Source organism: Paracoccus shandongensis (assembly GCF_017315735.1).
Lineage (GTDB): Bacteria > Pseudomonadota > Alphaproteobacteria > Rhodobacterales > Rhodobacteraceae > Paracoccus > Paracoccus shandongensis.
This window is the reverse complement of sequence record NZ_JAFLRK010000019.1, coordinates 45240-65644: the sequence shown is the minus strand read 5'-3', so window position 1 is coordinate 65644 and position 20405 is coordinate 45240. Positions and strand designations below refer to the sequence as shown.

21 protein-coding genes and 1 pseudogene are annotated in these 20405 nt (G+C 68.4%); 5 read left to right on the top strand and 17 right to left on the bottom strand.

The window, feature by feature from the left end; genetic code table 11:
• Positions 1 to 370: pseudogene (locus tag JX613_RS12645) on the bottom strand (efflux RND transporter periplasmic adaptor subunit); the annotation flags it as partial.
• Between the two features lie 63 nt (positions 371 to 433).
• Positions 434 to 1621 carry a kynureninase gene (gene kynU, locus JX613_RS12640; protein WP_207101822.1) on the bottom strand — a complete coding sequence of 396 codons (1188 nt, stop codon included), beginning with the start codon at positions 1619 to 1621 and terminating at the stop codon, positions 434 to 436.
• Between the two features lie 63 nt (positions 1622 to 1684).
• Here kynU and JX613_RS12635 point away from each other — a divergent pair, with 63 nt between their 5' ends.
• Complete coding sequence (locus JX613_RS12635; protein WP_207101821.1) at positions 1685 to 2476, top strand: alpha/beta hydrolase; 792 nt, start codon at positions 1685 to 1687, stop codon at positions 2474 to 2476.
• On the opposite strand, the gene JX613_RS12630 is transcribed toward JX613_RS12635, so the two are convergent.
• Entirely contained in the window at positions 2466 to 2936 is a 471-nt protein-coding gene (locus JX613_RS12630) for a YbaK/EbsC family protein (RefSeq protein ID WP_207101820.1), read from the bottom strand. The two genes, JX613_RS12635 and JX613_RS12630, sit on opposite strands and share 11 nt — an antisense overlap.
• A 70-nt stretch (positions 2937 to 3006) precedes the next feature.
• On the opposite strand from JX613_RS12630, the gene JX613_RS12625 reads away from it, so the two are divergent.
• Both JX613_RS12625 and JX613_RS12620 read left to right on the top strand, forming a co-directional pair.
• Complete coding sequence (locus JX613_RS12625; protein ID WP_207101819.1) at positions 3007 to 3348, top strand: hypothetical protein; 342 nt, start codon at positions 3007 to 3009, stop codon at positions 3346 to 3348.
• Between the two features lie 86 nt (positions 3349 to 3434).
• Positions 3435 to 4691, top strand: coding sequence for a lytic murein transglycosylase (locus JX613_RS12620; RefSeq protein WP_207101818.1), 1257 nt, complete (start codon positions 3435 to 3437; stop codon positions 4689 to 4691).
• Between the two features lie 68 nt (positions 4692 to 4759).
• On the opposite strand, the gene JX613_RS12615 is transcribed toward JX613_RS12620, so the two are convergent.
• The 9 genes from JX613_RS12615 to JX613_RS12575 form a co-directional block, all read right to left on the bottom strand.
• Positions 4760 to 5053, bottom strand: a complete 294-nt coding sequence (locus tag JX613_RS12615) for a type II toxin-antitoxin system RelE/ParE family toxin (protein ID WP_207101817.1) — start codon at positions 5051 to 5053, stop codon at positions 4760 to 4762.
• 1 nt (position 5054) lies between these two features.
• A complete protein-coding gene (locus tag JX613_RS12610) occupies positions 5055 to 5300 on the bottom strand; it encodes a type II toxin-antitoxin system ParD family antitoxin (protein ID WP_207101816.1) in 246 nt (81 codons plus the stop codon).
• A 104-nt stretch (positions 5301 to 5404) separates the two neighbouring features.
• Positions 5405 to 5896 (bottom strand): RNA pyrophosphohydrolase, encoded by a 492-nt coding sequence (locus JX613_RS12605; RefSeq protein ID WP_207101815.1) that lies wholly within the window; start codon positions 5894 to 5896, stop codon positions 5405 to 5407.
• Positions 5889 to 7319, bottom strand: a complete 1431-nt coding sequence (locus JX613_RS12600; protein ID WP_207101814.1) for a S41 family peptidase — start codon at positions 7317 to 7319, stop codon at positions 5889 to 5891. Before JX613_RS12600 ends, JX613_RS12605 begins: the two co-directional genes overlap by 8 nt.
• Before the next feature lie 17 nt (positions 7320 to 7336).
• Positions 7337 to 8509 carry a murein hydrolase activator EnvC family protein gene (locus JX613_RS12595; RefSeq protein ID WP_207101813.1) on the bottom strand — a complete coding sequence of 391 codons (1173 nt, stop codon included), beginning with the start codon at positions 8507 to 8509 and terminating at the stop codon, positions 7337 to 7339.
• Complete coding sequence (gpmI, locus tag JX613_RS12590) at positions 8506 to 10023, bottom strand: 2,3-bisphosphoglycerate-independent phosphoglycerate mutase (RefSeq protein ID WP_207101812.1); 1518 nt, start codon at positions 10021 to 10023, stop codon at positions 8506 to 8508. The genes JX613_RS12595 and gpmI overlap by 4 nt, the downstream gene beginning before the upstream one ends.
• A 267-nt stretch (positions 10024 to 10290) precedes the next feature.
• Positions 10291 to 10758 carry a 23S rRNA (pseudouridine(1915)-N(3))-methyltransferase RlmH gene (gene rlmH / locus JX613_RS12585; RefSeq protein WP_207101811.1) on the bottom strand — a complete coding sequence of 156 codons (468 nt, stop codon included), beginning with the start codon at positions 10756 to 10758 and terminating at the stop codon, positions 10291 to 10293.
• 9 nt (positions 10759 to 10767) lie between these two features.
• Complete coding sequence (rsfS, locus tag JX613_RS12580) at positions 10768 to 11190, bottom strand: ribosome silencing factor (protein WP_207101825.1); 423 nt, start codon at positions 11188 to 11190, stop codon at positions 10768 to 10770.
• 77 nt (positions 11191 to 11267) lie between these two features.
• On the bottom strand, positions 11268 to 12623 hold the full coding sequence (locus JX613_RS12575) for a mechanosensitive ion channel family protein (RefSeq protein WP_207101810.1): 1356 nt from the start codon (positions 12621 to 12623) through the stop codon (positions 11268 to 11270).
• A 221-nt stretch (positions 12624 to 12844) separates the two neighbouring features.
• Here JX613_RS12575 and leuC point away from each other — a divergent pair, with 221 nt between their 5' ends.
• Both leuC and leuD read left to right on the top strand, forming a co-directional pair.
• Positions 12845 to 14269: a 3-isopropylmalate dehydratase large subunit gene (gene leuC / locus JX613_RS12570; protein WP_207101809.1), complete on the top strand. Its 1425-nt coding sequence runs from the start codon at positions 12845 to 12847 to the stop codon at positions 14267 to 14269.
• 12 nt (positions 14270 to 14281) lie between these two features.
• Entirely contained in the window at positions 14282 to 14887 is a 606-nt protein-coding gene (gene leuD / locus JX613_RS12565) for a 3-isopropylmalate dehydratase small subunit (RefSeq protein WP_207101808.1), read from the top strand.
• A 90-nt stretch (positions 14888 to 14977) separates the two neighbouring features.
• On the opposite strand, the gene JX613_RS12560 is transcribed toward leuD, so the two are convergent.
• From JX613_RS12560 to JX613_RS12540, 5 genes are all read right to left on the bottom strand, one after another.
• A complete protein-coding gene (locus JX613_RS12560) occupies positions 14978 to 16084 on the bottom strand; it encodes a site-specific DNA-methyltransferase (protein WP_237168547.1) in 1107 nt (368 codons plus the stop codon).
• Between the two features lie 114 nt (positions 16085 to 16198).
• Positions 16199 to 16831 carry a ribonuclease HII gene (locus JX613_RS12555; RefSeq protein ID WP_207101806.1) on the bottom strand — a complete coding sequence of 211 codons (633 nt, stop codon included), beginning with the start codon at positions 16829 to 16831 and terminating at the stop codon, positions 16199 to 16201.
• Positions 16828 to 17307 (bottom strand): ureidoglycolate lyase, encoded by a 480-nt coding sequence (locus JX613_RS12550; protein WP_207101805.1) that lies wholly within the window; start codon positions 17305 to 17307, stop codon positions 16828 to 16830. Before JX613_RS12550 ends, JX613_RS12555 begins: the two co-directional genes overlap by 4 nt.
• 20 nt (positions 17308 to 17327) lie before the next feature.
• Complete coding sequence (locus JX613_RS12545) at positions 17328 to 19034, bottom strand: glycosyl transferase family 90 (RefSeq protein WP_207101804.1); 1707 nt, start codon at positions 19032 to 19034, stop codon at positions 17328 to 17330.
• On the bottom strand, positions 19031 to 20353 hold the full coding sequence (locus JX613_RS12540; RefSeq protein WP_419538833.1) for an MFS transporter: 1323 nt from the start codon (positions 20351 to 20353) through the stop codon (positions 19031 to 19033). The genes JX613_RS12545 and JX613_RS12540 overlap by 4 nt, the downstream gene beginning before the upstream one ends.
• Positions 20354 to 20405: the final 52 nt, after the last annotated feature.

The window sequence follows — 20405 nt, the reverse complement described above, 5'->3', positions numbered from 1 at the left end:
GCGCCAGCAGCGCACTGGCCCGGTCGCTGGCCTGGCGGGCCTGCGACAGCCCGGCGCGCGCCGCGGCCAGCCCGGCCTCGGCCACGCGCAGGGCCTGGTCCTGCTGGACCGAATCCAGCCGCGCCAGTTCCTGCCCCTGGGTCACGCGGTCGCCTTCGTCCACCAGCACGCGGGTCACGCGCCCGGCCTGGCGAAAGCTCATCTCGACGCTGTCGGTGGCGGTGATGCTGCCCGAAAGCTGCAGGTCAAGCTGGACCGCCCTTTCCTGCGCCTGGACCAGTTCGACGCGCAACGGCTCGCCCTGCGCCAGCACGGGGGATGCGCCTGCACCCACCGCAGCAATGACCGATGCCAGTCCCAAAGCGCGCATGAACCTGTCCCATCAATTGTCGCATATGTGCGTCACAAACAGGGGCGAGGAAAGGCCCCGCCGTCATGTCACCGCAGCCTTGTGATGAAACTTTTCGGCATCCCAGGTTCCGTCGCGCAGGATCCGGGCCAACGCCTCGACCGCGCGGTCCACGTCGTCAAGGCCGTTGTAAAGCGGCGCAAAGCCAAAGCGCAGCACGTCGGGCGCGCGGAAATCGCCCACCACGCCCGCCGCGATCAGCGCCTGCATGACCGCATAGCCCTGCGGATGGCGGAAGCTGACCTGAGAGCCCCGCCGCGCGGGATCCCGGGGCGAGTTCAGCGCGAGTCCGGGGCATTCCGCCTCGACCCCGGCGATGAAGGCCTGGGTCAGTTCGATCGAGCGGGCGCGCAGGTCAGGCAGGCTGACCCCGTCCCAGACATCCAGCGCGGCGTCCAGCGCGGCCAGCGCGATCACCGGGGGCGTGCCGACGCGCATCCGCTCGATCCCCGCCGCCGGGCGGTAATCGGGGTCAAAGGCGAAGGGCGCGTCATGGCCCATCCAGCCCTGCAGGATCGGCTGGGCGGCATCCGCATGGCGGGGATGGGTCCAGATGAAGGCCGGCGCGCCCGGCCCGCCGTTGAGATACTTGTAGGTGCAGCCCACCGCGAAATCGGCATCCGCCCCGGTCAGGTCCACATCCACCGCCCCCGCCGAATGGGCCAGATCCCACAGGGCCAGCGCGCCCGCCTCATGCGCCCGGGCCGTCAGCGCGGCCATGTCGTGGCGGCGGCCGGTGCGGTAATCGACCTCGGTCAGCATCAGCACGGCCAGATCGGGGGTGATGGCGGCCTCAACCGCCTCGGGCGCGACCACGCGCAACTCGGCGCCCACGGCGCGGGCCAGGCCTTCGGCCACGTAAAGGTCGGACGGGAAATTGCCGCTGTCCGACAGGATTACCCGGCGGCCGGGGCGCAGGCGAAGGGCCGCGCTGAGCGCCTGGAACACCTTGATCGACAGGGTGTCGCCCATCACCACCTGCCCCGGGCCCGCGCCGATCAGCCGGGCGATGCGGTCGCCGACCTTGCGCGGCTGGACATACCAGCCCGCCTTGTTCCAGCCGGTGATCAGCATTTCCGACCATTCGTCGGCCATCATCCGCGCCACGCGATCGGTGGCGGCAAGGGGCATCGGCCCCAGGGAATTGCCGTCCAGATAGGTGATGCCGGATGGCAGGTGGAAGGCGCGGCGGGTGGCGGCGAAATCGGTCATGGGCGGTCCTCTCTTGACGGTCAGGCTAGCAGCAGCCTTTCCTGCGGGAAAGAGAGGGACAGGATGCTGTATCACGTCACCGACTGGAACGACGCCTATGCCAACGGCGCGCATATCCCCCAGGCCGACGGCTTCGTGCCCCGCTGGCAGGAGGCCGCCGCCCGGTTCCGCGCGGCGCACCGACCCGAGCCGCTGGGCCGGGGCCACCTGTTCCGCCCGGCAGGCCGCGCGCGGGGGCTGATGGTCTTTGTCCATGGCGGCTACTGGATGGCCTTCGATCCGGGCGTCTGGTCGCATCTGGCGGCGGGCGCGCTGGCGCGGGGTTGGGCGGTCGCCCTGCCCGCCTATACCCTGGCCCCCGGGGCGCGGATCGCGCAGATGGCGCCCGAGGTCGCCGCCGCGATTGCCGAGGCCGCCGCGCGGGTGGACGGTCCCATCGCGCTGACGGGCCATTCGGCGGGCGGGCACCTGGCCGCGCGGATGGTCTGCGACGACGGCACCCTGCCCGACGCGGTGGCCGCGCGGATCACGGCCTGCGTGCCGATCTCTCCCCTGACCGACCTGCGCCCGCTTCTACGCACGGCCATGAACGACACCCTGCGGTTGGACAGGCCCGAGGCCGCCGCCGAAAGCCCCGCCCTGCTGTCCCCGCGCCCGGGCATCCCCGTGACCACCTGGGTCGGCGGGATGGAACGGCCCGAGTTCATCCGCCAGGCCCGCCTGCTGGCCGATATCTGGGCGGGCCTTGGGGCCGCGACGGATTGCGTGATCGACCCCGGCCGCCACCATTTCGACGTGATCGAGGGGTTGGAACGGGCGGACAGCCCCTTGCTGGAACGGCTGCTCACCCCGTGAAATCCGCCACCTGCGCCCCGGTCATCTCCAACAGCACTCCCGGCGCGATCGCAAAGACATGGCGCGGCGTGCCCGCCGCCGCCCAGACGCGGTCGAACTCCAGCAGGCGCGGGTCGAAGAAGGCCGTGACCGGCTTCAGGTGCCCGACCGGGGCCACGCCGCCGATGGCGAAGCCGGTTTCCTCGCGGATCAGCGCGGCGTCGGCGCGGTCCAGCGGCTGGCCCGCGACGGCGGTGGCGCGGGCCGGATCGACGCGGTTGCCGCCCGCGGTCAGGAACAGGACGACATGGCCCGTTGCCTGCCCCCGGAAGATGATCGACTTGGCGATCTGATCGACCGCGCAGCCCGCCGCCCGCGCGGCATCCTCGGCCGTGCGGGTGCTGTCCGGCATCTCCAGGATTTCGGCGGCCACCCCCGCCGCGTCCAAGGCCGCCCTGACCCGCGCCACGCTCTTGCTCATGCCATTCTCCCGCGCCTTGCGCCCCGGCGCCAATCGTGCTGTTGCAAGGGCAACCATCACGGAGGCCGCCATGAACGTCTATACCCTTCTGGTCGAGGTCGGCCGCACCAGAAACGACGGCCTGCCCGACGGATCGACTGGCGCCGCGCTGATCTGCTATGCCGCAGGCCGCGACGAGGCCGAGGCGGTGCGCGAAACGGTCGCCATCCTGAAGCAGGCCGATCTGTCCCCCCTGGACGTGACCGGCTACGGCAGCCTGGACGAACGCCTGGCCGAGGGGCACGAGATCGACGACGAGGAACGCGCCCTCATGCAGCGGGCGCTGGACGAGAACTCGGTGATCATCGCGCAGATGCAGCCCTTCTTCAAAGGCTGCGAGGGCGCGGGGGACGACGGCGACACCCTGCACTGAAGGGGCAAAGCGGCCTATTCAACCGAAAGTGTCTTCGCTAGACTGCCCGCCAACAACAAAAGCAGCAGTTACGGACAGGCGATCCCATGACACTTTCCCGCATCTTCCTGACCACCGCCCTGGTGGGGGCCCTGGCATCCTGCGCGGGCCCCATGAACCGCGCGCCCGGCGCGATGGGGGGCAGCGCCCCGGTCACGCCCGCGCCGATCCCGCAGGCATCCGCCGGGGATGAGGCGGGCTTGCAGAACTTTGTCCAGTCCTTCCGGCCCCGCGCCCTGGCCTCGGGTGTCTCGCCCGCCACCTATGACCGCGCCATGCGCATCGCCCGCTACAACCCCGAGGTGATCCGCCTGGACCGCAAGCAGGCCGAGTTCAGCCGCCCCGTCTGGCTGTACCTGGACAGCGCCGTATCGGACGTGCGGGTCACCACCGGCCGCCAGAAGGCCGCGCCACTGGCGGGCGTGCTGTCGCAGATCGAGGCGCGATACGGCGTCCCGCGCGAGATCGTGCTGGCCGTCTGGGGGATGGAATCGAACTTCGGCGCCAACCGAGGCAAGATGCAGATCATCCCGTCGCTGGCCACGCTGGCCTATGACGGCCGCCGGGGCGAGATGTTCCAGAACCAGCTGATCGCCTCGCTGCGGATCCTGCAGGCGGGGGACACCGATCCCGAACACATGCTGGGCAGCTGGGCCGGGGCCATGGGGCACACGCAGTTCATGCCCACGTCCTATCTGGACTATGCCGTCGATTTCACCGGCGACGGGCGGCGCGACATCTGGTCGGACGACCCGACCGATTCGCTGGCCTCGACCGCGAACTATCTGCGCCGCAACGGCTGGGTGCCGGGCCAGGCCTGGGGGGCCGAGGTGCAATTGCCGCCGGGCTTCAACATGGGCCTGGTCGGCAAGGGCACGCGGCGGTCGGACTGGGCCGCGCAGGGCGTGCGCCGCATCGGCGGCGGGGCACTGCCCGGCGGCAACGGGTCGATCATCATGCCGGCGGGGGCGAACGGCCCGGCCTTCCTGATCCTCGACAACTTCCGCTCGATCCTGCGCTACAACAACTCGGACAACTACGCGCTTGGCGTGGCCTTCCTGGGCGAGCGCATCGCCGGGCGCGCGGGGATTCAGGGGTCGTGGCCCAGGAACGACCGCCCGCTGTCCACCGGCGAGCGCCAGGAAATCCAGCAGCGCCTGCGCGCCAAGGGGTTCTACAGCGGCGAGATCGACGGGCTGTTCGGATCGGCCACGATGGAGTCGGTCGCGGCCTATCAGCGGTCCATCGGCGTGACGCCGGACGGGTATCCGACCTCGATCCTGCTGGGGCAGTTGCGGCGGTGATATGAAGGGGCGTCCGAAAGGGCGCCCTTACCCGTTGGAGCGGGTGACAGCGGCAGGCTTGTCGCTGGCTATCGGCCAAACATGCCGGGCAGATCCCGCGCACCGTGCAGCACGCGCACGATCCGCACCTCGTCACCCGCTTCGACAAAGAAGATCAGATATCGCCCATGCCGTGCCGCGCGCAGCCCTTCGTACAGGTCGTCGCGCGCGGGAAAACTGCCGGGCCGCTCTGCGATTTGACGAATACGCGCTTCGATTTCGGCAACGAATGATGCTGCCTGCTCTGGATTGTCCAGGGCGATGAAATCGCCGATTTCAAAAAGGTCAGCCCGCGCGGCAGGCAGGATGACCAAGCGCGGCATGTCAGGCCTTGGCGGCGTAGCGGGCGCGCAGTTCGGCAAAGACCTGGTCGGCAGGGATGGCGGGGCCGCTGTCCAGCCCGGCCTTGATCGCCGCCCGAAGGGCTTCCAGATCCTGACGCTCCGCATCGCGGCGGCGGGTCCAGTCGCGCAAGGCTTCGCGCACGACCTCGCTGGTCGAGGCGTATTCGCCGCCTGCCACGGTCTGGCGCAGCGTTTCGGCCATCTCGGTCGGCATGGTAATGGTCATTCGCTCAACCGCGGGCATCGTCAGGGCTCCTGCCAGACCTCATACCTTATCATACTTATGATGCGCGGTGAGGGAAGCCAAGAAGGACGCAGGCAACTTCCGTGTCAGCGCAGCCACCCCTCAAACGTCGCCAGCACCTCCTCGTAAACCCCGCGCTTGAACGGCACGATGTTCTCCAGCAGCGCCGCCGCAGGCATCCAGCGCCATTCCTCGAACTCAGGATGATCCGTGTCGAGGCGGATGTCGGCGTCGGTGCCCCCGAACCGCATCAGCACCCATTTCTGGCGCTGCCCGCCATAACGGCCCTTCCAGACCTTGCCCAGAAGCTCGGGCGGCAGGTCGTAGTAAACCCAGCCGGGGGTTTCGGCCACCACCTCGACATTGTCCGAAGAAACGCCGGTTTCCTCGGACAGTTCGCGCAAGGCGGCCTCGCGCGGGGTTTCGCCCTTGTCGATGCCGCCCTGGGGCATCTGCCAGGCGCCGGGCATGTCGATGCGCCGGCCCGCGAACACCAGGCCGTCCGCATTGATCAGCACCACGCCCGCACAGGGGCGATAGGGCAGCCCGCCCGGCCCCGTCCGGTCCCCTTCAGCCATTCGTCCTGGCGGCCCCCGAGCCCTCGGTCCCCGACCCCTCGCCCGTCATGGCGGGGGTGGCGGCGGCAGGCACCTGGCCCGCCTTGAAATCGACGGCGGCCAGGCCCTTGAGGATGTCCACGGCATAGGCCAGCTGGTAATCCTCCTCGCGCAGCTTGGCGGTGGCCTCGACCTCGGCGGCCTCGTCCTGCATCTGCTTCTTCTCGTCCTCGCTGACGGAATCGTTGTTCAGCGCGCCGCGCAGGTCGGCCTCGGAGCGGCCGAAGTTCGACTGCGTGCGGGGGCCCTGCTCCTCCTCCCCCCCCTTCGCCGGGGGCGTGGGCTGCGCCACCAGGATGTCGGGCTGGATGCCCAGCGACTGGATCGACCGGCCCGAGGGCGTGTAATACCGCGCGGTCGTCAGACGGATGGCGCTGTCGGCCGTCACCGGCATGACCGTCTGGACCGACCCCTTGCCGAAGGTCTTTTCGCCCACCACGATGGCGCGGCGGTGATCCTGCAACGCGCCCGCGACGATTTCCGACGCGCTGGCCGATCCGCCATTGGTCAGCACCACCATGGGCTTGCCCTGGGCCAGATCGCCCGGTTCGGCGTTCCAGCGTTCGCTTTCCTCGGGGTTGCGGCCCCGGGTGCTGACGATCTCGCCCGCGTCCAGGAAGGCGTCGCTGACGCTAATCGCCTGGTTCAGCAGGCCGCCCGGGTTGTTGCGCAAATCTAGGACGAAGCCCGTCACCTTGTCGATGCCGCCCGCGTCCTTGACGCCCTTTTCCAGTTCGGATTTCAGCGTGTCATAGGTCTCGTCGTTGAAGGTCGAGACGCGCAACACGACCGAATGCCCCTCGATCCGCGTCTTCACCACGGTCAGCTTGATCGTGTCGCGCGTCATGGTCAGGTCGAAAGGCTCGGTCTCGCCCTCGCGCAGGATGGTGACGGTGATTTCCGACCCGATGGGGCCGCGCATCATGTCCACCGCCTGGTCCAGCGTCAGGCCCATCAGCGATTCGCCGTTCACATGGGTGATGAAGTCGCCCGACTTGACCCCCGCCTGGGCGGCGGGCGTGTCGTCGATGGGCGAGACGACCTTGACCAGCCCTTCCTCCTGGCTGACCTCGATCCCGAGGCCCCCGAAGCTGCCGCGGGTCTGGGTCTGCATGTCCTCGTAATCGCTGGCCGACAGGAACGAGGAATGCGGGTCCAGCGAAGTCAGCATCCCGTTGATCGCGGCCTCGATCAGTTCCTTGTCGTCGGGCGCCTCGACATAATCGGCGCGGACGCGTTCGAACACGTTGCCGAACAGTTCCAGCTGTTCATAGATCGAGGCATTCGAGCCGGTTTCCTGCGCCACCAGCGGCCCGGCGATCTGGGTGGTCAGCAGGGCCCCGGCCAGAACGCCGCCCACGCCTGCGATCAGATAGTGTTTCATGTCGGCCTTTCCTGCCTTCAATCCTGTTGAGGCTCCACGACGGGATTCAGCACGAACCAGTCCGCCGGGTCCAGAGTTTCCTGTCCCTTGCGCAATTCCAGATACAGGGATTCGGTCTGCCCTGCATTGCCGCCAATGGCGGCATCGGCGACGAATTGCGCGCCAAATTCCTGTGCCGGCGCCTCGGACCCGCCCATCAGGCCGATCGGATCGCCCGCCTGCAGCACGTCGCCCACCTCTCCGAAGACCTGCGCCATGCCCGCAAAGACCAGAAGATAACCGCGCGCGGGCTCGACGATCATCACATTGCCGTAATCCAGAAGCGGGCCGCGATAGCGGATGCTGGCGGGCCAGGGGGTCGTGACCAGGGCAGCGGGGGGCGTGGCGATCACCCAGCCGGGGCGTTCGACGCCTGCGGCATCGGGCTGGTTGTAAAGCCGCAGGATGGTGCCCACGGCCGGCAGGGGCAGGCTGCCCCGGGCGCCCTCGAAATCCTCCAGGGGGGGGCCCACGTCCATCTGCACCTTGGCCACGCCCGCCGCGAATTCGTCCAGCGACTGCGCCGCATCGCGCAGCTTCTGCATTTCCGCCGGCGCATCGGCATAGCGCACCGGCAGGCTGGATCGGTCGGTGACGGCGCTGGCCAGCAGCCGGCGCGCTTCCTGGACCGAGGCCAGCCCCGCGCCCAGCATCTGCGCCGCGCCCGCCTGCAATTCGCGCACGGTGGCGATTTCGTGCAGGTCGTCCTGCAACCGCTCGGCCTCGGACCGCAGGCCGGGGGTGATGTCGGCCAGCACCATGCCGGACCGCGCATTGGCCAGCGCGCCCGCCGGATGCAGCAGCATGGTGGTTTCGGGCGATTGCTGCATCGCCGTCATGGCGCCCAGGACCGAGGCCAGCTGCACCCGCTGCGATTCAAAGCGCGCGCGCAGTTCCGCCTCGCGCGCGCTGGCCTGGCGCAACCCTTCGCGCAGGGCGGCAAGGCCCTGTTCATAGCCCCGGATCACCTCGGTCAGGGCGACCACCTGGTCATCGGCGGTCAGCGCACCGGCCAGCTTGGCGACGGCGGCGCGCAACTGGGCGGCGGCGTCCTGCGCCTCGGCCACGGCGGCGCTGACCGAGGGTTCCTGCGCCTGGAGGGGCGCGGCAGCGATCAGGGCGGACAAGGCCAGAGGAAGAAGGAACTTCATGCGGTCACGATCAGGCTTTGGCCCGTCATCTCGGCGGGCTGGTCAAGGCCCATCAGTTGCAGGACCGTCGGCGCCAGGTCGGCCAGCCTGCCATTGCGCAGCCGCGCGCCCGCCGGGCCGCCATAGACGATCACCGGCACCGGGTTGGTGGTGTGCGCGGTATGCGGCCCGCCGGTTTCGGGGTCGATCATCGTCTCGCAATTGCCGTGGTCGGCGCAGATCACCGCCGCCCCGCCCGCGCGGTCCAGGGCGTCGAGCATCCGGCCCAGGCCGCGGTCCACGGCCTCGCAGGCCAGCATCGCGGCGGGCAGGCTGCCGGTATGGCCCACCATGTCGGGATTGGCGAAGTTCACCACGATCAGGTCATAGCCCGCGCCGATCACCTCGACCAGCTTCGCCGCGACCTCGTCGGCGGCCATTTCCGGCGCGAGGTCATAGGTCGCGACCTTGGGGCTGGCGGGCATGAAGCGGTCCTCGCCCGGTTCGGGCGCCTCCTTGCCGCCGTTCAGGAAGAAGGTGACATGGGGGTATTTTTCCGTCTCGGCCAGGCGGAACTGGCGCAGGCCCTTGGCGGCGACCCAAGCCCCCAGCGTATTGACGACCTGCCGCTTGGGATAGGCGGCGGTCATGAAGTCGTTGTGGCGGCTGCTGTAATCGACCATGCCCAGAAGGGCTGCCCATTCCGGGCGGTCACTGGTGTCGAACTGCGTGAAATCCGGATCGGCCAGCGCCGTCAGGATTTCCCGCGCCCGGTCGGCGCGGAAATTGAGGCAGAAGAACCCGTCCCCGTCCATTGCGCCGTTATAGCCGTCGATGATGAAGGGGGGGATGAACTCGTCCGTCTCGCCGCGTGCGTAAGCCGTGGTCACGGCCAGGTCGGCCGACAGCGCGGGTTCCCCCTGCCCCGCGACGATGGCGCGATAGGCGCGTTCGACGCGTTCCCAGCGGTTGTCGCGGTCCATGGCGAAGTAACGCCCGATCACGGTGCCGATCCGCGCCCCTTCGGGCAGCGTGCCCTGCAATTCGGTGACAAAGCCCATGGCCGATTGGGGCGGCACGTCGCGCCCGTCGGTGATGGCATGGACGACAACAGGCACGCCTGCGGCGGCAATGGCGCGGACAGCGGCCTGGACATGGACGACATGGCCATGCACGCCCCCGTCCGACACCACGCCCATCAGATGCGCCGTCCCGCCCGTGGCACGCAGCCGTTCCACGAAGCGGACCAGGCCTTCGTTGCCCACGAAGCTGCCGTCCTCGATCGCCAGGTCGATCTGGCCCAGGTCCATGGCGACCACGCGGCCCGCGCCGATATTGGTGTGGCCCACCTCGGAATTGCCCATCTGCCCGCGCGGCAGGCCCACGTCGGGACCGAAGGTCGTCAGCGTGGCATGGGGGCAGGTGCGCATCAGCCGGTCGAAATTCGGCGTGGCCGCCTGATCCGGCGCGCTTTGCTCGGGCCGGTCCGAGATGCCCCAACCGTCAAGAATGCACAGGACCACAGGTTTCGTCATATCGCGCCTCGGGGTGATTTGCGCCTTGTTACGCTGGCGCGGCGCTTGCGGCAACCGGCGAAGGCCGGGGGCCAGCCCCCGGACCCCCGGGATATTTGGGCCAAAGTGAAATGGCAGCCGCGTTCACTTTGGTTCAAATATCCTCGGGGCTTCGAAGCGCCCGGAAAAAGGTCCAGTGGACCTTTTTCAGCGAAGAAGGGGCCAGCAGGCCCGATAATTGGCCGCAGGCCAAGAGGGGGCAGACAGCCCCCTGCCCCGCTGCCGCATTCACGCGCGATGATAAGGGGATCCCGCCAGGATCGTCGCGGCGCGATACAATTGTTCGGCCAGCATCACCCGGACCAGCATGTGCGGCCAGACCATGCGGCCCAGGCTGATCTGCCAGTCGGCCCGCGCCCGCAGCGCCGGGTCCAGCCCATCCGCGCCGCCGATCACGAAGCAGACATCGCGGGCCCCGTCGCGCCAGCCCGCAAGCCGCCGGGCAAAATCGGGCGAGGTCGGCTGCTCGCCCCGTTCGTCCATCATCACCAGGGCGGCGCCCTGCGGGATGGCGCGCGCCAAAAGCTCGGCCTCGGCCGCCATGCCGCCGCCGCGCTTGTCCTCGACCTCGTGGAGGGTGATCGGCGGCAGGCCAAGGCTGCGCCCGGCCTTGGCGAAACGGTCGAGGTAATCCGCCACCATCGCCGCCTCGGGGCCCTTGCGCAGCCGCCCGACCGCGGCGATGTCGATCCGCATCTTGCCCGACTATATCGCCGGGCGGGTTCCGTCGCGGACGCGGCTCAGCGCGTCGGCGGGCATCCACATCTTTTCAAGCTGATAGAATTCCCGCACCTCGGGGCGGAAGACATGGACGATCACGTCGTCGGTGTCGATCAGCACCCAATCGCCGGTGTCCTTGCCTTCGATCCGGGGGGTGCGGCCGGTCAGCTGCTTCATGCGGTCTGCCAGCTTTTCGGCGATGGCGCCCACCTGGCGCGCGCTGCGGCCCGATGCGATCACCATGTGATCGGCCATGGCCGACCGTCCGCGCAGGTCGATCGTGACGATGTCCTCGGCCTTGTCGTCGTCAAGCGAGGACAGGACGCGGTCCAGGATCTGGTCGCTGGTCAGATCAGGGCCGCCAGGGGTCGCAGCCGGCCCCGTGGCCGGCGAGACGTCTTGTGACAGGGTTATATCCTCCGGTCAGCGCGCCGATCGCCCCCGGCGCAGGGGATGGATCAAAGATAGCAACTTTTCGCACCATCTCAATGTTCCCGGTCCGATTCCGTGTCGTCCGGCCGGGGATCGCCCGTATGGACCCGAGGCGCGTCATTCACAAGCCGGACCTCTCGGCGCGGGAAGGGGATGGTGATGCCCTGTTCCTTGAAGGCGTCCCACAGCGCCAGATAGACCTGGCCGCGCACATTGGTCAGCCCGTCCGCCGCGTCGTCGATCCAGAAGCGCAGCACATAGTCGATGGAGCTTTCGCCAAAGCCCGTGACCCAACAGACCGCCTGCCGGTGCGACAGAACCCGCCTGACCGTCTTGACGGCGGCGATGGCCGTGGCGGTGACCTTGTGGGGATCGTCCTGATAAGAGGCGCGGAACGTCAGGTCCAGCCGCACGAAGCTGTCGGTGTGGGACCAGTTCACCACCTGGCCCGTGACCAGATCCTCGTTCGGGATCAGGTATTCCTTGCCGTCGCGCGTGACCACGCTGACATAGCGCGCGCCCAGTTCCTCGATCCAGCCGAAGGTGTCGCCCAGGCTGATCACGTCGCCGGGCTTCACGGACTTGTCCAAAAGGATGATGACCCCCGAAACCAGGTTGGACACCACCTTCTGCAGCCCGAAGCCAAGGCCCACGCCCACCGCGCCGGAAAAGACCGCCAGCCCCGTCAGGTCGAATCCCGCCGCCTTCAGGCCGACGATCAGCGCCAGGCTGAACAGCATGATCTGCAACAGCTTCGTGGTCAGCACCCGCATCGTGGGCGAGATGTCCTCGTTCCGGGCCAGCCGGCCCCCGATCAGCCGCGACAAGGCCCGCGCGGCCCCGATCATCAGGCCGGTGACGACCAGCGCCTTCAGCACCGTCAGGGCCGACAGGCGCAATTCGCCCAGGGTGATGGCGATGCTGTCCAGGAAATCGCCCGCGGGATCCGTCAGGTCCAGCAGGAACAGCGTGACCCAGATCCAGGCGGCCCAGCTGACGATGCGGCGCAGGAAGCGGTTGGCGATCAGCCGCACCAGGAAGAAGGTCGCCAGCCAGGCCGCCGCGATCGAGGCCGCCAGCGCGATCAGCGCGCTGCGCGAGGGCCAGGTGATCTCTCGCATGACAAGGACGACGGTCCAGGCCAGGGCCGCGAAGATGATCAGCCCCATCCTGCGCCCGATCAGCACCCCCAGCCGCAGCCGCCATTTGGGCCAGTTGTCGCGCCGGCGCAGCCAGTCGTTCCACAGCCGGGCGGTGATCCGGCCCACCAGCCAGGACAGAAGCATCAGCCCGGCGATGGCGGCCAGCTGATACAGGCGCTGCGGCAGGATCATGATCTCGAGGAACAGGGCGATGCGCGACCACAGCCCCCGGGCTGCATCCATGACGCTTGGACCGATCGGCTCCATCCCCCTTCCGCCCCTTCCGACAATGTTGCGTCAACGCCGAAAGGGGCATAAAAGATCGGCCATGGCCGGGTTCATCTATTTCGACATCCATGACCGCGCGCGCCTGCCCTCGCGGTTCTTCGGCGCCACGCGGCGCGTGACGGCGCGACTGTGACGGGCTGCGGTTTGCGCCGCAGCCGATCCTTTCGCCACGACCCCATCACAGCCGAAAGCCAAAAACCATGACCACCCAATCCGCACGCACGCTTTACGACAAGATCTGGGACGCCCATGTGGTGGACCGCCAGGAAGACGGCACCTGCCTTCTGTATATCGACCGCCACCTGGTCCACGAAGTGACCAGCCCCCAGGCCTTCGAGGGGCTGCGCATGACCGGCCGCACCGTCCGCGCCCCCGAACGCACCATCGCTGTGCCCGACCACAACGTGCCGACCACCTGGGACCGCGAAGCGGGCATCGACAACGAGGAATCGCGCATCCAGGTCGATGCGCTGGACCGCAACGCCCGCGAATTCGGCGTGGTCTATTACCCCGTCAACGACATCCGCCAGGGGATCGTCCACATCGTCGGCCCCGAACAGGGCTGGACCCTGCCCGGTATGACGGTGGTCTGCGGCGACAGCCACACCGCGACGCATGGCGCCTTTGGCGCGCTGGCCCACGGCATCGGCACCAGCGAGGTCGAGCATGTCCTGGCCACGCAAACGCTGATCCAGAAGAAATCGAAGAACATGAAGGTCGAGGTGACGGGCCGCCTGGCCCCCGGCGTCACCGCCAAGGACGTGGTGCTGGCGATCATCGGCCATACCGGCACGGCGGGCGGCACCGGCCATGTCATCGAATATTGCGGCGAGGCGATCCGCAGCCTGTCCATGGAAGGCCGCATGACCATCTGCAACATGGCGATCGAGGGCGGCGCCCGCGCGGGCCTGATCGCGCCCGACCAGACGACCTTCGATTACGTCAAGGGCCGCCCCCATGCGCCGAAAGGGGCGCAATGGGAAGCCGCCGTTTCCTGGTGGAAGACGCTTTTCAGCGACGAGGGCGCGCATTGGGACAAGGTTGTCACCCTGCGGGGCGAGGATATCGCCCCCACCGTCACCTGGGGCACCAGCCCCGAAGACGCGCTGCCCATCACCGCGACCGTCCCCGCCCCCGAGGATTTCACCGGCGGCAAGGTCGAGGCCGCGCGGCGGTCGCTGGACTACATGGGCCTGACGCCCGGCACGAAGCTGACCGACATCGCCATCGACGCGGTGTTCATCGGTTCCTGCACCAACGGCCGGATCGAGGATCTGCGCGCCGCGGCCGACATCCTGCGCGGCCGCAGGCTGGCGCCCGGCGTGCGCGGCATGGTGGTGCCCGGATCGGGCCTGGTCCGTGCGCAAGCCGAGGAGGAAGGGCTGGACCAGGTCTTCAAGGACGCGGGCTTCGAATGGCGGCTTGCGGGCTGTTCCATGTGCCTGGGCATGAACCCCGACCAGCTTGCCCCCGGCGAACGCTGCGCTGCGACCTCCAACCGCAACTTCGAGGGCCGGCAGGGATATAAAGGCCGCACCCACCTGATGTCGCCCGCGATGGCTGCGGCGGCGGGCGTGGCCGGGCATCTGGTCGATGTGCGCGCCTTCGCGGCGGAAATGGCGTAGGGAGAGCCGATCATGGACAAGTTCACCACCCTGACCGGGATCGCAGCGCCCATGCCGCTGGTCAATATCGACACCGACATGATCATCCCCAAGCAGTTCCTCAAGACGATCCAGCGGTCGGGCTTGGGCGTCAACCTGTTCGACGAGCTGCGCTATGACCGCGACGGGAACGAGCTGCCGGATTTCGTGCTGAACCAGCCGGCCTACCGGCAGGCGCAGATCATCGTGGCAGGCGACAATTTCGGCTGCGGATCCTCGCGCGAACATGCGCCCTGGGCGCTGCTGGATTTCGGGATCCGCTGCGTGATTTCCACCAGCTTCGCCGACATCTTCTTCAACAACTGCTTCAAGAACGGCATCCTGCCCGTGGTGCTGCCGCAGGACGCGGTCGATGTGCTGATGGAGGATGCCCGCAAGGGAGCCAACGCCCGCATGACGGTGGATCTGGAAAACCAGACGGTCACCACCTCGGACGGGCAGTCCTTTGCCTTCGAGGTCGATCCCTTCCGCAAGCATTGCCTGTTGAACGGGCTGGACGACATCGGGCTGACCATGGAAAAGGCCCCCGCCATCGAAAGCTACGAGACGCAGATGGCGCAGGCGCGGCCTTGGGTCTGAGGGCCTGAAAAAGCCCCGCCATGCAGGATGGCGGGGCAAGGCGGTTCCCCTGATGGCGGCAGCCGGGGGAACGTGGCGAACACCTGATGTTCAGTTGGGACGGGACACCTCGCCCTCCATCTCGGCGCGGATCTGCTGGCGCAGGATGTCGATGGGGATCATCCGGCCCTCGCGCCGGTAATGCCAATAGGTCCAGCCGTTGCAGGAGGGCGCGCCTTCCAGCGCGGCGCCGACCTGGTGGATGGATCCCTTCACGTCATTGCCGATCAGCGACCCGTCCGCGCGGACCTTGGCCTTGTGGCGGTTGTTCATGGAATACAGTTCCTCGCCCGGGCGCAGCATCCCGCGCTCGACCACCTGGCCGAAGGGGATGCGGGGTTCGGCGCGCTTGGGCCGCGCGGTGGCCAGCGCCTCGGCGTCCAGGCGGCGGATGCGGCTGATGCGGCGTTCGGCCACCTCGCGATAGGCTTCCTCGCGCTCGATGCCGATGAAGTCGCGGCCCAGCATCTTGGCGACCGCGCCTGTCGTGCCGGTGCCGAAGAACGGGTCCAGCACCACGTCGCCGGGATTGGTGGTGCCGATGATGACGCGGTGCAGCAGCGATTCCGGTTTCTGCGTCGGATGGGCCTTGTCGCCCGCCGCGTCCTTCAGCCGCTCGCCGCCGTTGCAGATGGGCAGCACCCAGTCGGATCGCATCTGCGTGCCTTCGTTCAGCGACTTCAGCGCCTCGTAGTTGAAGGTGTATTTCGAATTTTCGGATTTTGCGGCCCAGATCAGCGTTTCATGCGCGTTGGTCAGCCGCTTGCCGCGGAAGTTCGGCATCGGGTTCGCCTTGCGCCAGATCACGTCGTTCATGATCCAGAAGCCCTGGTTCTGGATCTCGGCCCCCACGCGGAAGATGTTGTGATAGCTGCCGATCACCCAGATCGCGCCGTTGGGCTTCAGCAGGCGCCGCGCGGCGGCCAGCCAGTCGCGGGTAAAGGCGTCATAGCTGGCAAAGCTGGAAAACTGGTCCCAGTGGTCGTCCACCGCGTCGACGCGGGAATTGTCGGGCCGGTGCAGGTCGCCGCGCAGTTGCAGGTTATAAGGCGGGTCGGCAAAGATCAGGTCCACGCTGGCTTCGGGAAGCGCGTTCATCACGGCGATGCAGTCGCCTGCCAGGATCTGGTTGAGGGGAAGCGGTCGCGCGGCTGCCATGCGCTGGTCCTTGGTCTTTATCATCTTTGCCTCGGGGGGAAGTGCCGGTTTGTCCCGGTCTGGTATCCCCCCAACATGATTCAGACCCGAATCGGCGTCAATTTCTTTTTTGAATCAAGAGCTTGCCTCTAGGGCTTTACACAAGATGTTGTGGACGGGCTCGAACGAACGCCTATGCCAAGGGGTGACGCCCAGATCTAGAAGCGCCTGCTTGTGCGCGGGCGTGCCGTAGCCCGCGTTGGTTTCCCAGCCATAGCCCGGATGTTGTTGCGCCAAATCCACCATCAGCCGGTCGCGCGCCACCTTGGCCAGGATCGAGGCCGCGGCGATCGTCACGCAGCGCGCATCGCCCCCCACGATCGCCTCTCCCGGGCAGGACAGGTCGCGGGGAACGCGGTTGCCGTCCACCAGGACGTGGCAGGGCCGGGTCCGCAGGCCCTTCACCGCCAGGCACATCGCAAGGTGCGAGGCGTGATAGATGTTCAGGCGGTCGATCTCCTCGACACCGACATGGACGATGCAATGGTCGCAATGGACGGCCAGCCATTCGGCCAGCGCCTCGCGCCGTTTTGCCGTCAGCTTCTTGGAATCGTTCAGCCCGTCGGGGATGTTGCCGGGGTCCAGCACGACGGCGGCGGCGGTGACGGGACCGGCCAGCGGGCCGCGCCCGACCTCGTCCACGCCAGCGACGCGGCGGGCGCCCCGGGACAGGGCGGTCCGTTCGACGCTGAAATCGGGCAGAATCATGCGGTGATGGTTACAGGGGGGATGGTGACTTCTTCAAGGTTCACGCCGTCCCCTTCGCGGTCCACCACCAGGAAATAGGCGGGCCGGTCCAGCGGCGTCAGGACACCATGCCAGACCCCCGCGCGCAGGTTCACGCCGGTGCCCGCAGGCACCAGGAAGGCGCGCGGCGCCCCGGGCTTGCCGCCCGCGTCGGGGGCCACGACCGACATCCAGGCATCCGGTCCCAGCGGCATGAAGGCCTGGCTGCCCAGGGGGTGGCGTTCCAGCAGGGTGCAGGCGTAAGGCAGGCTGACGGCTTCGCTGCGGAAGATCGAGATGATCGCCTCGCCGCCCCCGGTTTCCACGGTGGCCAGCGCGTGGTGACGCTCGCAGCGGCCTGCGTTGATCATGCGGTCGGGGGTGGCGCGGGGGGCCAGCACCTCGCCGAAGGGGGCGAACGCTTCCGGCGTAAGGGGTTCGATGCGGATCGTGGTCATGGGTTCCTCCTGCCCCATGCCTAACCCGCCGCCGCCAGCCCGTCGAGGATCCGCGCCATGATCGCGCGCCGCGTGGCGGGCTTGCGCAGCATGGCGGCCTCGGTGCGGGCCGCAGCCGCCATGGCCTTGCATTCGTTCGGATTTTCCCGCGCCCAGGCAAGCTTTTCGGCGATGTCGGTGCCATAGCGTTCCAGCGGAATATAGTGTTTCCATGGACGGAAGCGGCCGGAATAGAAGACTTCCCAGCCGTCCTCCTCGGCCAGCAGCACCGACTGGCTGTCGATGGCCCCGATGAAGTTCGAGCCGTGGTCATAGCCTGTGAGGCACAGCTGATAGCGGAATCCGTGGAAGAAGCTGCGGCCCTGGCGCGGCACGCAATAGGGCGCAAGCCACGGATCGCGGGCAAAGTCGCGGTATCCCCAGGCCATCACCACGCCCAGGTCGAAATCGGGATGCTCCCACCAGCGCCGCACGAAGGCCAGCCGGTTGGTGTTGCACAGCCGGTCCCAGGCCGCCTGCCGCCGGGCCGGATCGTCCCCCGCCTGGGCCAGATCCCGCAGGATGGTGTGCGAGGCCGGGCCGGTCCTGACCCCCTCTCCCATCCCGCTGCCCGAGATCATGCCGCGCCAGACCACTTGGTCCAGCTTGTCCTCCCACGGGATCGGGTCGGGGGGCGCATCGGGATCGAAGCCCGGCAGGCCGATGGCGTGCTGGTCGGGCAGCGGCCACAGAACGGCATTGCGCGCGCCTGCGCGGCGGTTGTGGCACAGGACCGGGGCGGACAGCGCCTCGCCCTGGGGGGATCCGAACCAGCGCGAATCCTCCATGTCGATGCGCAGGGGCAAGGGGCGGTCCAGGCGCAGGGCGTCGTTGATCACCCCCTCGGCCCGGATCAGCTTGAAATGCCGGCCTGGGGCCGACAGGGCGATCCCGTCCCGGACCGCGATGCGGCGCGGGGCGCCGTGGCGGTTGGTCACGAATGCGGCCCCGTTCCAGATGGAAAAATATTCCGAAAGCCCGCCGTCCTGCGGCGCGCCGGGCTCTAGCCCGCGCAGGCAGAAGGCGGCCACGTCCTCGACATAGGCCGGATCGACGGGTTCGGCAGGGGGCGGGGCCAGCAGCCGGGCCAGATCGGGGGGCGCGCCCTCGGCCGGGGGGAACCAGCCTGGCTGCCAGCCGGCATCGGGCATCGGCAGCAGCGGGTCCAGGCGCGCGGCCAGATCGGCGGGCGTGTCGCGGTCCAGATCGACGCGGAACAGCCGGGGATCGGTGCCGAAGAAAGCCTCGACCGCCGCCATGTGGGCGTGCCAGTCGGCTTCCCACAGGTCGGGCAGGTCGGCGGTGGCGCAGCCGCGATGATGCGCATGGCAGCGTGCGGCGGCCGCCCCGTCGCGGGTCAGGCGATCGAGGATCCAGTCCTCGGGGCGCCGCGTGGTCAGGATGAAGCGCGCCTGCGGAAAACGGTCGGCCAGCCAGGCGAACTGCCGCCAGGCCTCCAACGGAGGGCGCCAATGCGGGGTGTGGCGGTAAAGGCCCGCGAACAGCACCGTTCCCGGCCAGGGCGTCAGCGGGTCGGTCCCGGTGGCGCGGGCGAACAGGACATCCTCGGCCAGACGCCCCTTGTCGTGGCAGACGGCGGGGTGGCCGTTGCGGCGGAACAGCCGGGCCAGCCGCCCCTCGCCGCAGTTGTCGGGGCTGATGTGGAAGAACAGCGGCCCGTCCGTCATCCGCCGATCAGCCGCCCCGGGCGTGGCAGAAAGATCGTGAGAACCCCCAGGATCGGCAGGAACGAGCAAAGGAAAAACACCCGCTCGATCCCCTGGGCGTCGGCCAGCACGCCCAAGGCGGCGGCGGCGATGCCGCCCATGCCGAAGCTGAATCCGAAGAACAGCCCGGCGATGGTGCCGGTGCGCCCCGGCACCAGTTCCTGCGCAAAGACCACGATGGCCGGGAAGGCGGATGCCAGGATCAGCCCGATGATCACGGCCAGCACCCCCGTCGCCGCCAGCCCGACATGGGGCAGCAGCAGCGTGAAGGGCAGCACGCCCAGGATGGAAAACCAGATCACCCGCAAGGGCCCGATCCGGTCGCCGACGATGCCGCCCAGGATCACGCCCGCCGCCATGCCGCCCAGGAACAGGAACAGCATGATCTGCGCGCCCTGCGTGGACAGGCCGAACTTCTCGATGGTGAAGAAGGTGAAATAGCTGCTCATCGAGGCGGTGTAGATGTTCTTGGTGAAGGTCAGGATCGCCAGCACCGCGATGGCGCGGATCACGATGGCGCGCGGCAGGCGCAGGGTCGTGTCGGGCTTCGCGGATGCCGCGCGCCGCCGACCCTCGGCCCAGTGGCCCACCTGCCACAGCATCGCGGCGCCAAGGGCGGCGGCCACTGCGAACCAGGCCACCGCCGGGCGGCCCAGCGGCACCACGATGAAGGCCGCCAGCAAGGGGCCCAGCGACTGCCCGAAATTGCCGCCCATCTGGAACAGCGACTGCGCCGTGCCGAACCGCCCGCCCGACGCCAGCCGCGCCACGCGCGAGCTTTCGGGATGGAACACCGCCGATCCGACCCCGATCAGCATCGCCCCCGCCAAGAGCATCCCGTAATGATGCGCGAAGGCCAGCAGCAAGACCCCGCAAAAGGTCGAGGCCATGCCGAAGGGCAAGGACCGGGGCTGCGGATGCCGGTCCGTGGCCATGCCGATCAGCGGCTGCAGCAGCGATGCCGTCACCTGGAAGGCAAAGGTCATCACCCCGATCTGCGCATAGGTCAGCGCGAACTCGACCCGCAGCAGCGGATAGATCGCGGCCAGCATCGACTGCATCACGTCGTTGATCATGTGGCACAGGCTGATGGCGGTCAGGATGCCCCAGGCGGTGCCTGCGGCGGCGACGGGATTGGCGGTGGTGGCCTCGGCGCGCATCGTTCCCCCTGCGGTCGGCTGCAGATCATGCAATAGCAGCCGCACCGCCCGGCGCAAGCGGGCTGTCGCGCCCGGCATGGCAAGCCTTTGCCGGTCACGGGCCATTGTCGATTTGGACATCTTCCTTTTGCGCCAACTGTTCCCGACACTGGATTGGTTACATGTTTCGAGT

What these genes read in the sequence shown, in the direction of transcription:
- kynU (WP_207101822.1), bottom strand. Translation starts at nt 1,621, where the DNA reads ATGACCGATTTCGCCGCCACCCGCCGCGCCTTCCACCTGCCATCCGGC.
- JX613_RS12635 (WP_207101821.1), top strand. Translation starts at nt 1,685, where the DNA reads ATGCTGTATCACGTCACCGACTGGAACGACGCCTATGCCAACGGCGCG.
- JX613_RS12630 (WP_207101820.1), bottom strand. Translation starts at nt 2,936, where the DNA reads ATGAGCAAGAGCGTGGCGCGGGTCAGGGCGGCCTTGGACGCGGCGGGG.
- JX613_RS12625 (WP_207101819.1), top strand. Translation starts at nt 3,007, where the DNA reads ATGAACGTCTATACCCTTCTGGTCGAGGTCGGCCGCACCAGAAACGAC.
- JX613_RS12620 (WP_207101818.1), top strand. Translation starts at nt 3,435, where the DNA reads ATGACACTTTCCCGCATCTTCCTGACCACCGCCCTGGTGGGGGCCCTG.
- JX613_RS12615 (WP_207101817.1), bottom strand. Translation starts at nt 5,053, where the DNA reads ATGCCGCGCTTGGTCATCCTGCCTGCCGCGCGGGCTGACCTTTTTGAA.
- JX613_RS12610 (WP_207101816.1), bottom strand. Translation starts at nt 5,300, where the DNA reads ATGACCATTACCATGCCGACCGAGATGGCCGAAACGCTGCGCCAGACC.
- JX613_RS12605 (WP_207101815.1), bottom strand. Translation starts at nt 5,896, where the DNA reads ATGGCTGAAGGGGACCGGACGGGGCCGGGCGGGCTGCCCTATCGCCCC.
- JX613_RS12600 (WP_207101814.1), bottom strand. Translation starts at nt 7,319, where the DNA reads ATGAAACACTATCTGATCGCAGGCGTGGGCGGCGTTCTGGCCGGGGCC.
- JX613_RS12595 (WP_207101813.1), bottom strand. Translation starts at nt 8,509, where the DNA reads ATGAAGTTCCTTCTTCCTCTGGCCTTGTCCGCCCTGATCGCTGCCGCG.
- gpmI (WP_207101812.1), bottom strand. Translation starts at nt 10,023, where the DNA reads ATGACGAAACCTGTGGTCCTGTGCATTCTTGACGGTTGGGGCATCTCG.
- rlmH (WP_207101811.1), bottom strand. Translation starts at nt 10,758, where the DNA reads ATGCGGATCGACATCGCCGCGGTCGGGCGGCTGCGCAAGGGCCCCGAG.
- JX613_RS12575 (WP_207101810.1), bottom strand. Translation starts at nt 12,623, where the DNA reads ATGGAGCCGATCGGTCCAAGCGTCATGGATGCAGCCCGGGGGCTGTGG.
- leuC (WP_207101809.1), top strand. Translation starts at nt 12,845, where the DNA reads ATGACCACCCAATCCGCACGCACGCTTTACGACAAGATCTGGGACGCC.
- leuD (WP_207101808.1), top strand. Translation starts at nt 14,282, where the DNA reads ATGGACAAGTTCACCACCCTGACCGGGATCGCAGCGCCCATGCCGCTG.
- JX613_RS12560 (WP_237168547.1), bottom strand. Translation starts at nt 16,084, where the DNA reads ATGGCAGCCGCGCGACCGCTTCCCCTCAACCAGATCCTGGCAGGCGAC.
- JX613_RS12555 (WP_207101806.1), bottom strand. Translation starts at nt 16,831, where the DNA reads ATGATTCTGCCCGATTTCAGCGTCGAACGGACCGCCCTGTCCCGGGGC.
- JX613_RS12550 (WP_207101805.1), bottom strand. Translation starts at nt 17,307, where the DNA reads ATGACCACGATCCGCATCGAACCCCTTACGCCGGAAGCGTTCGCCCCC.
- JX613_RS12545 (WP_207101804.1), bottom strand. Translation starts at nt 19,034, where the DNA reads ATGACGGACGGGCCGCTGTTCTTCCACATCAGCCCCGACAACTGCGGC.
- JX613_RS12540 (WP_419538833.1), bottom strand. Translation starts at nt 20,353, where the DNA reads ATGTCCAAATCGACAATGGCCCGTGACCGGCAAAGGCTTGCCATGCCG.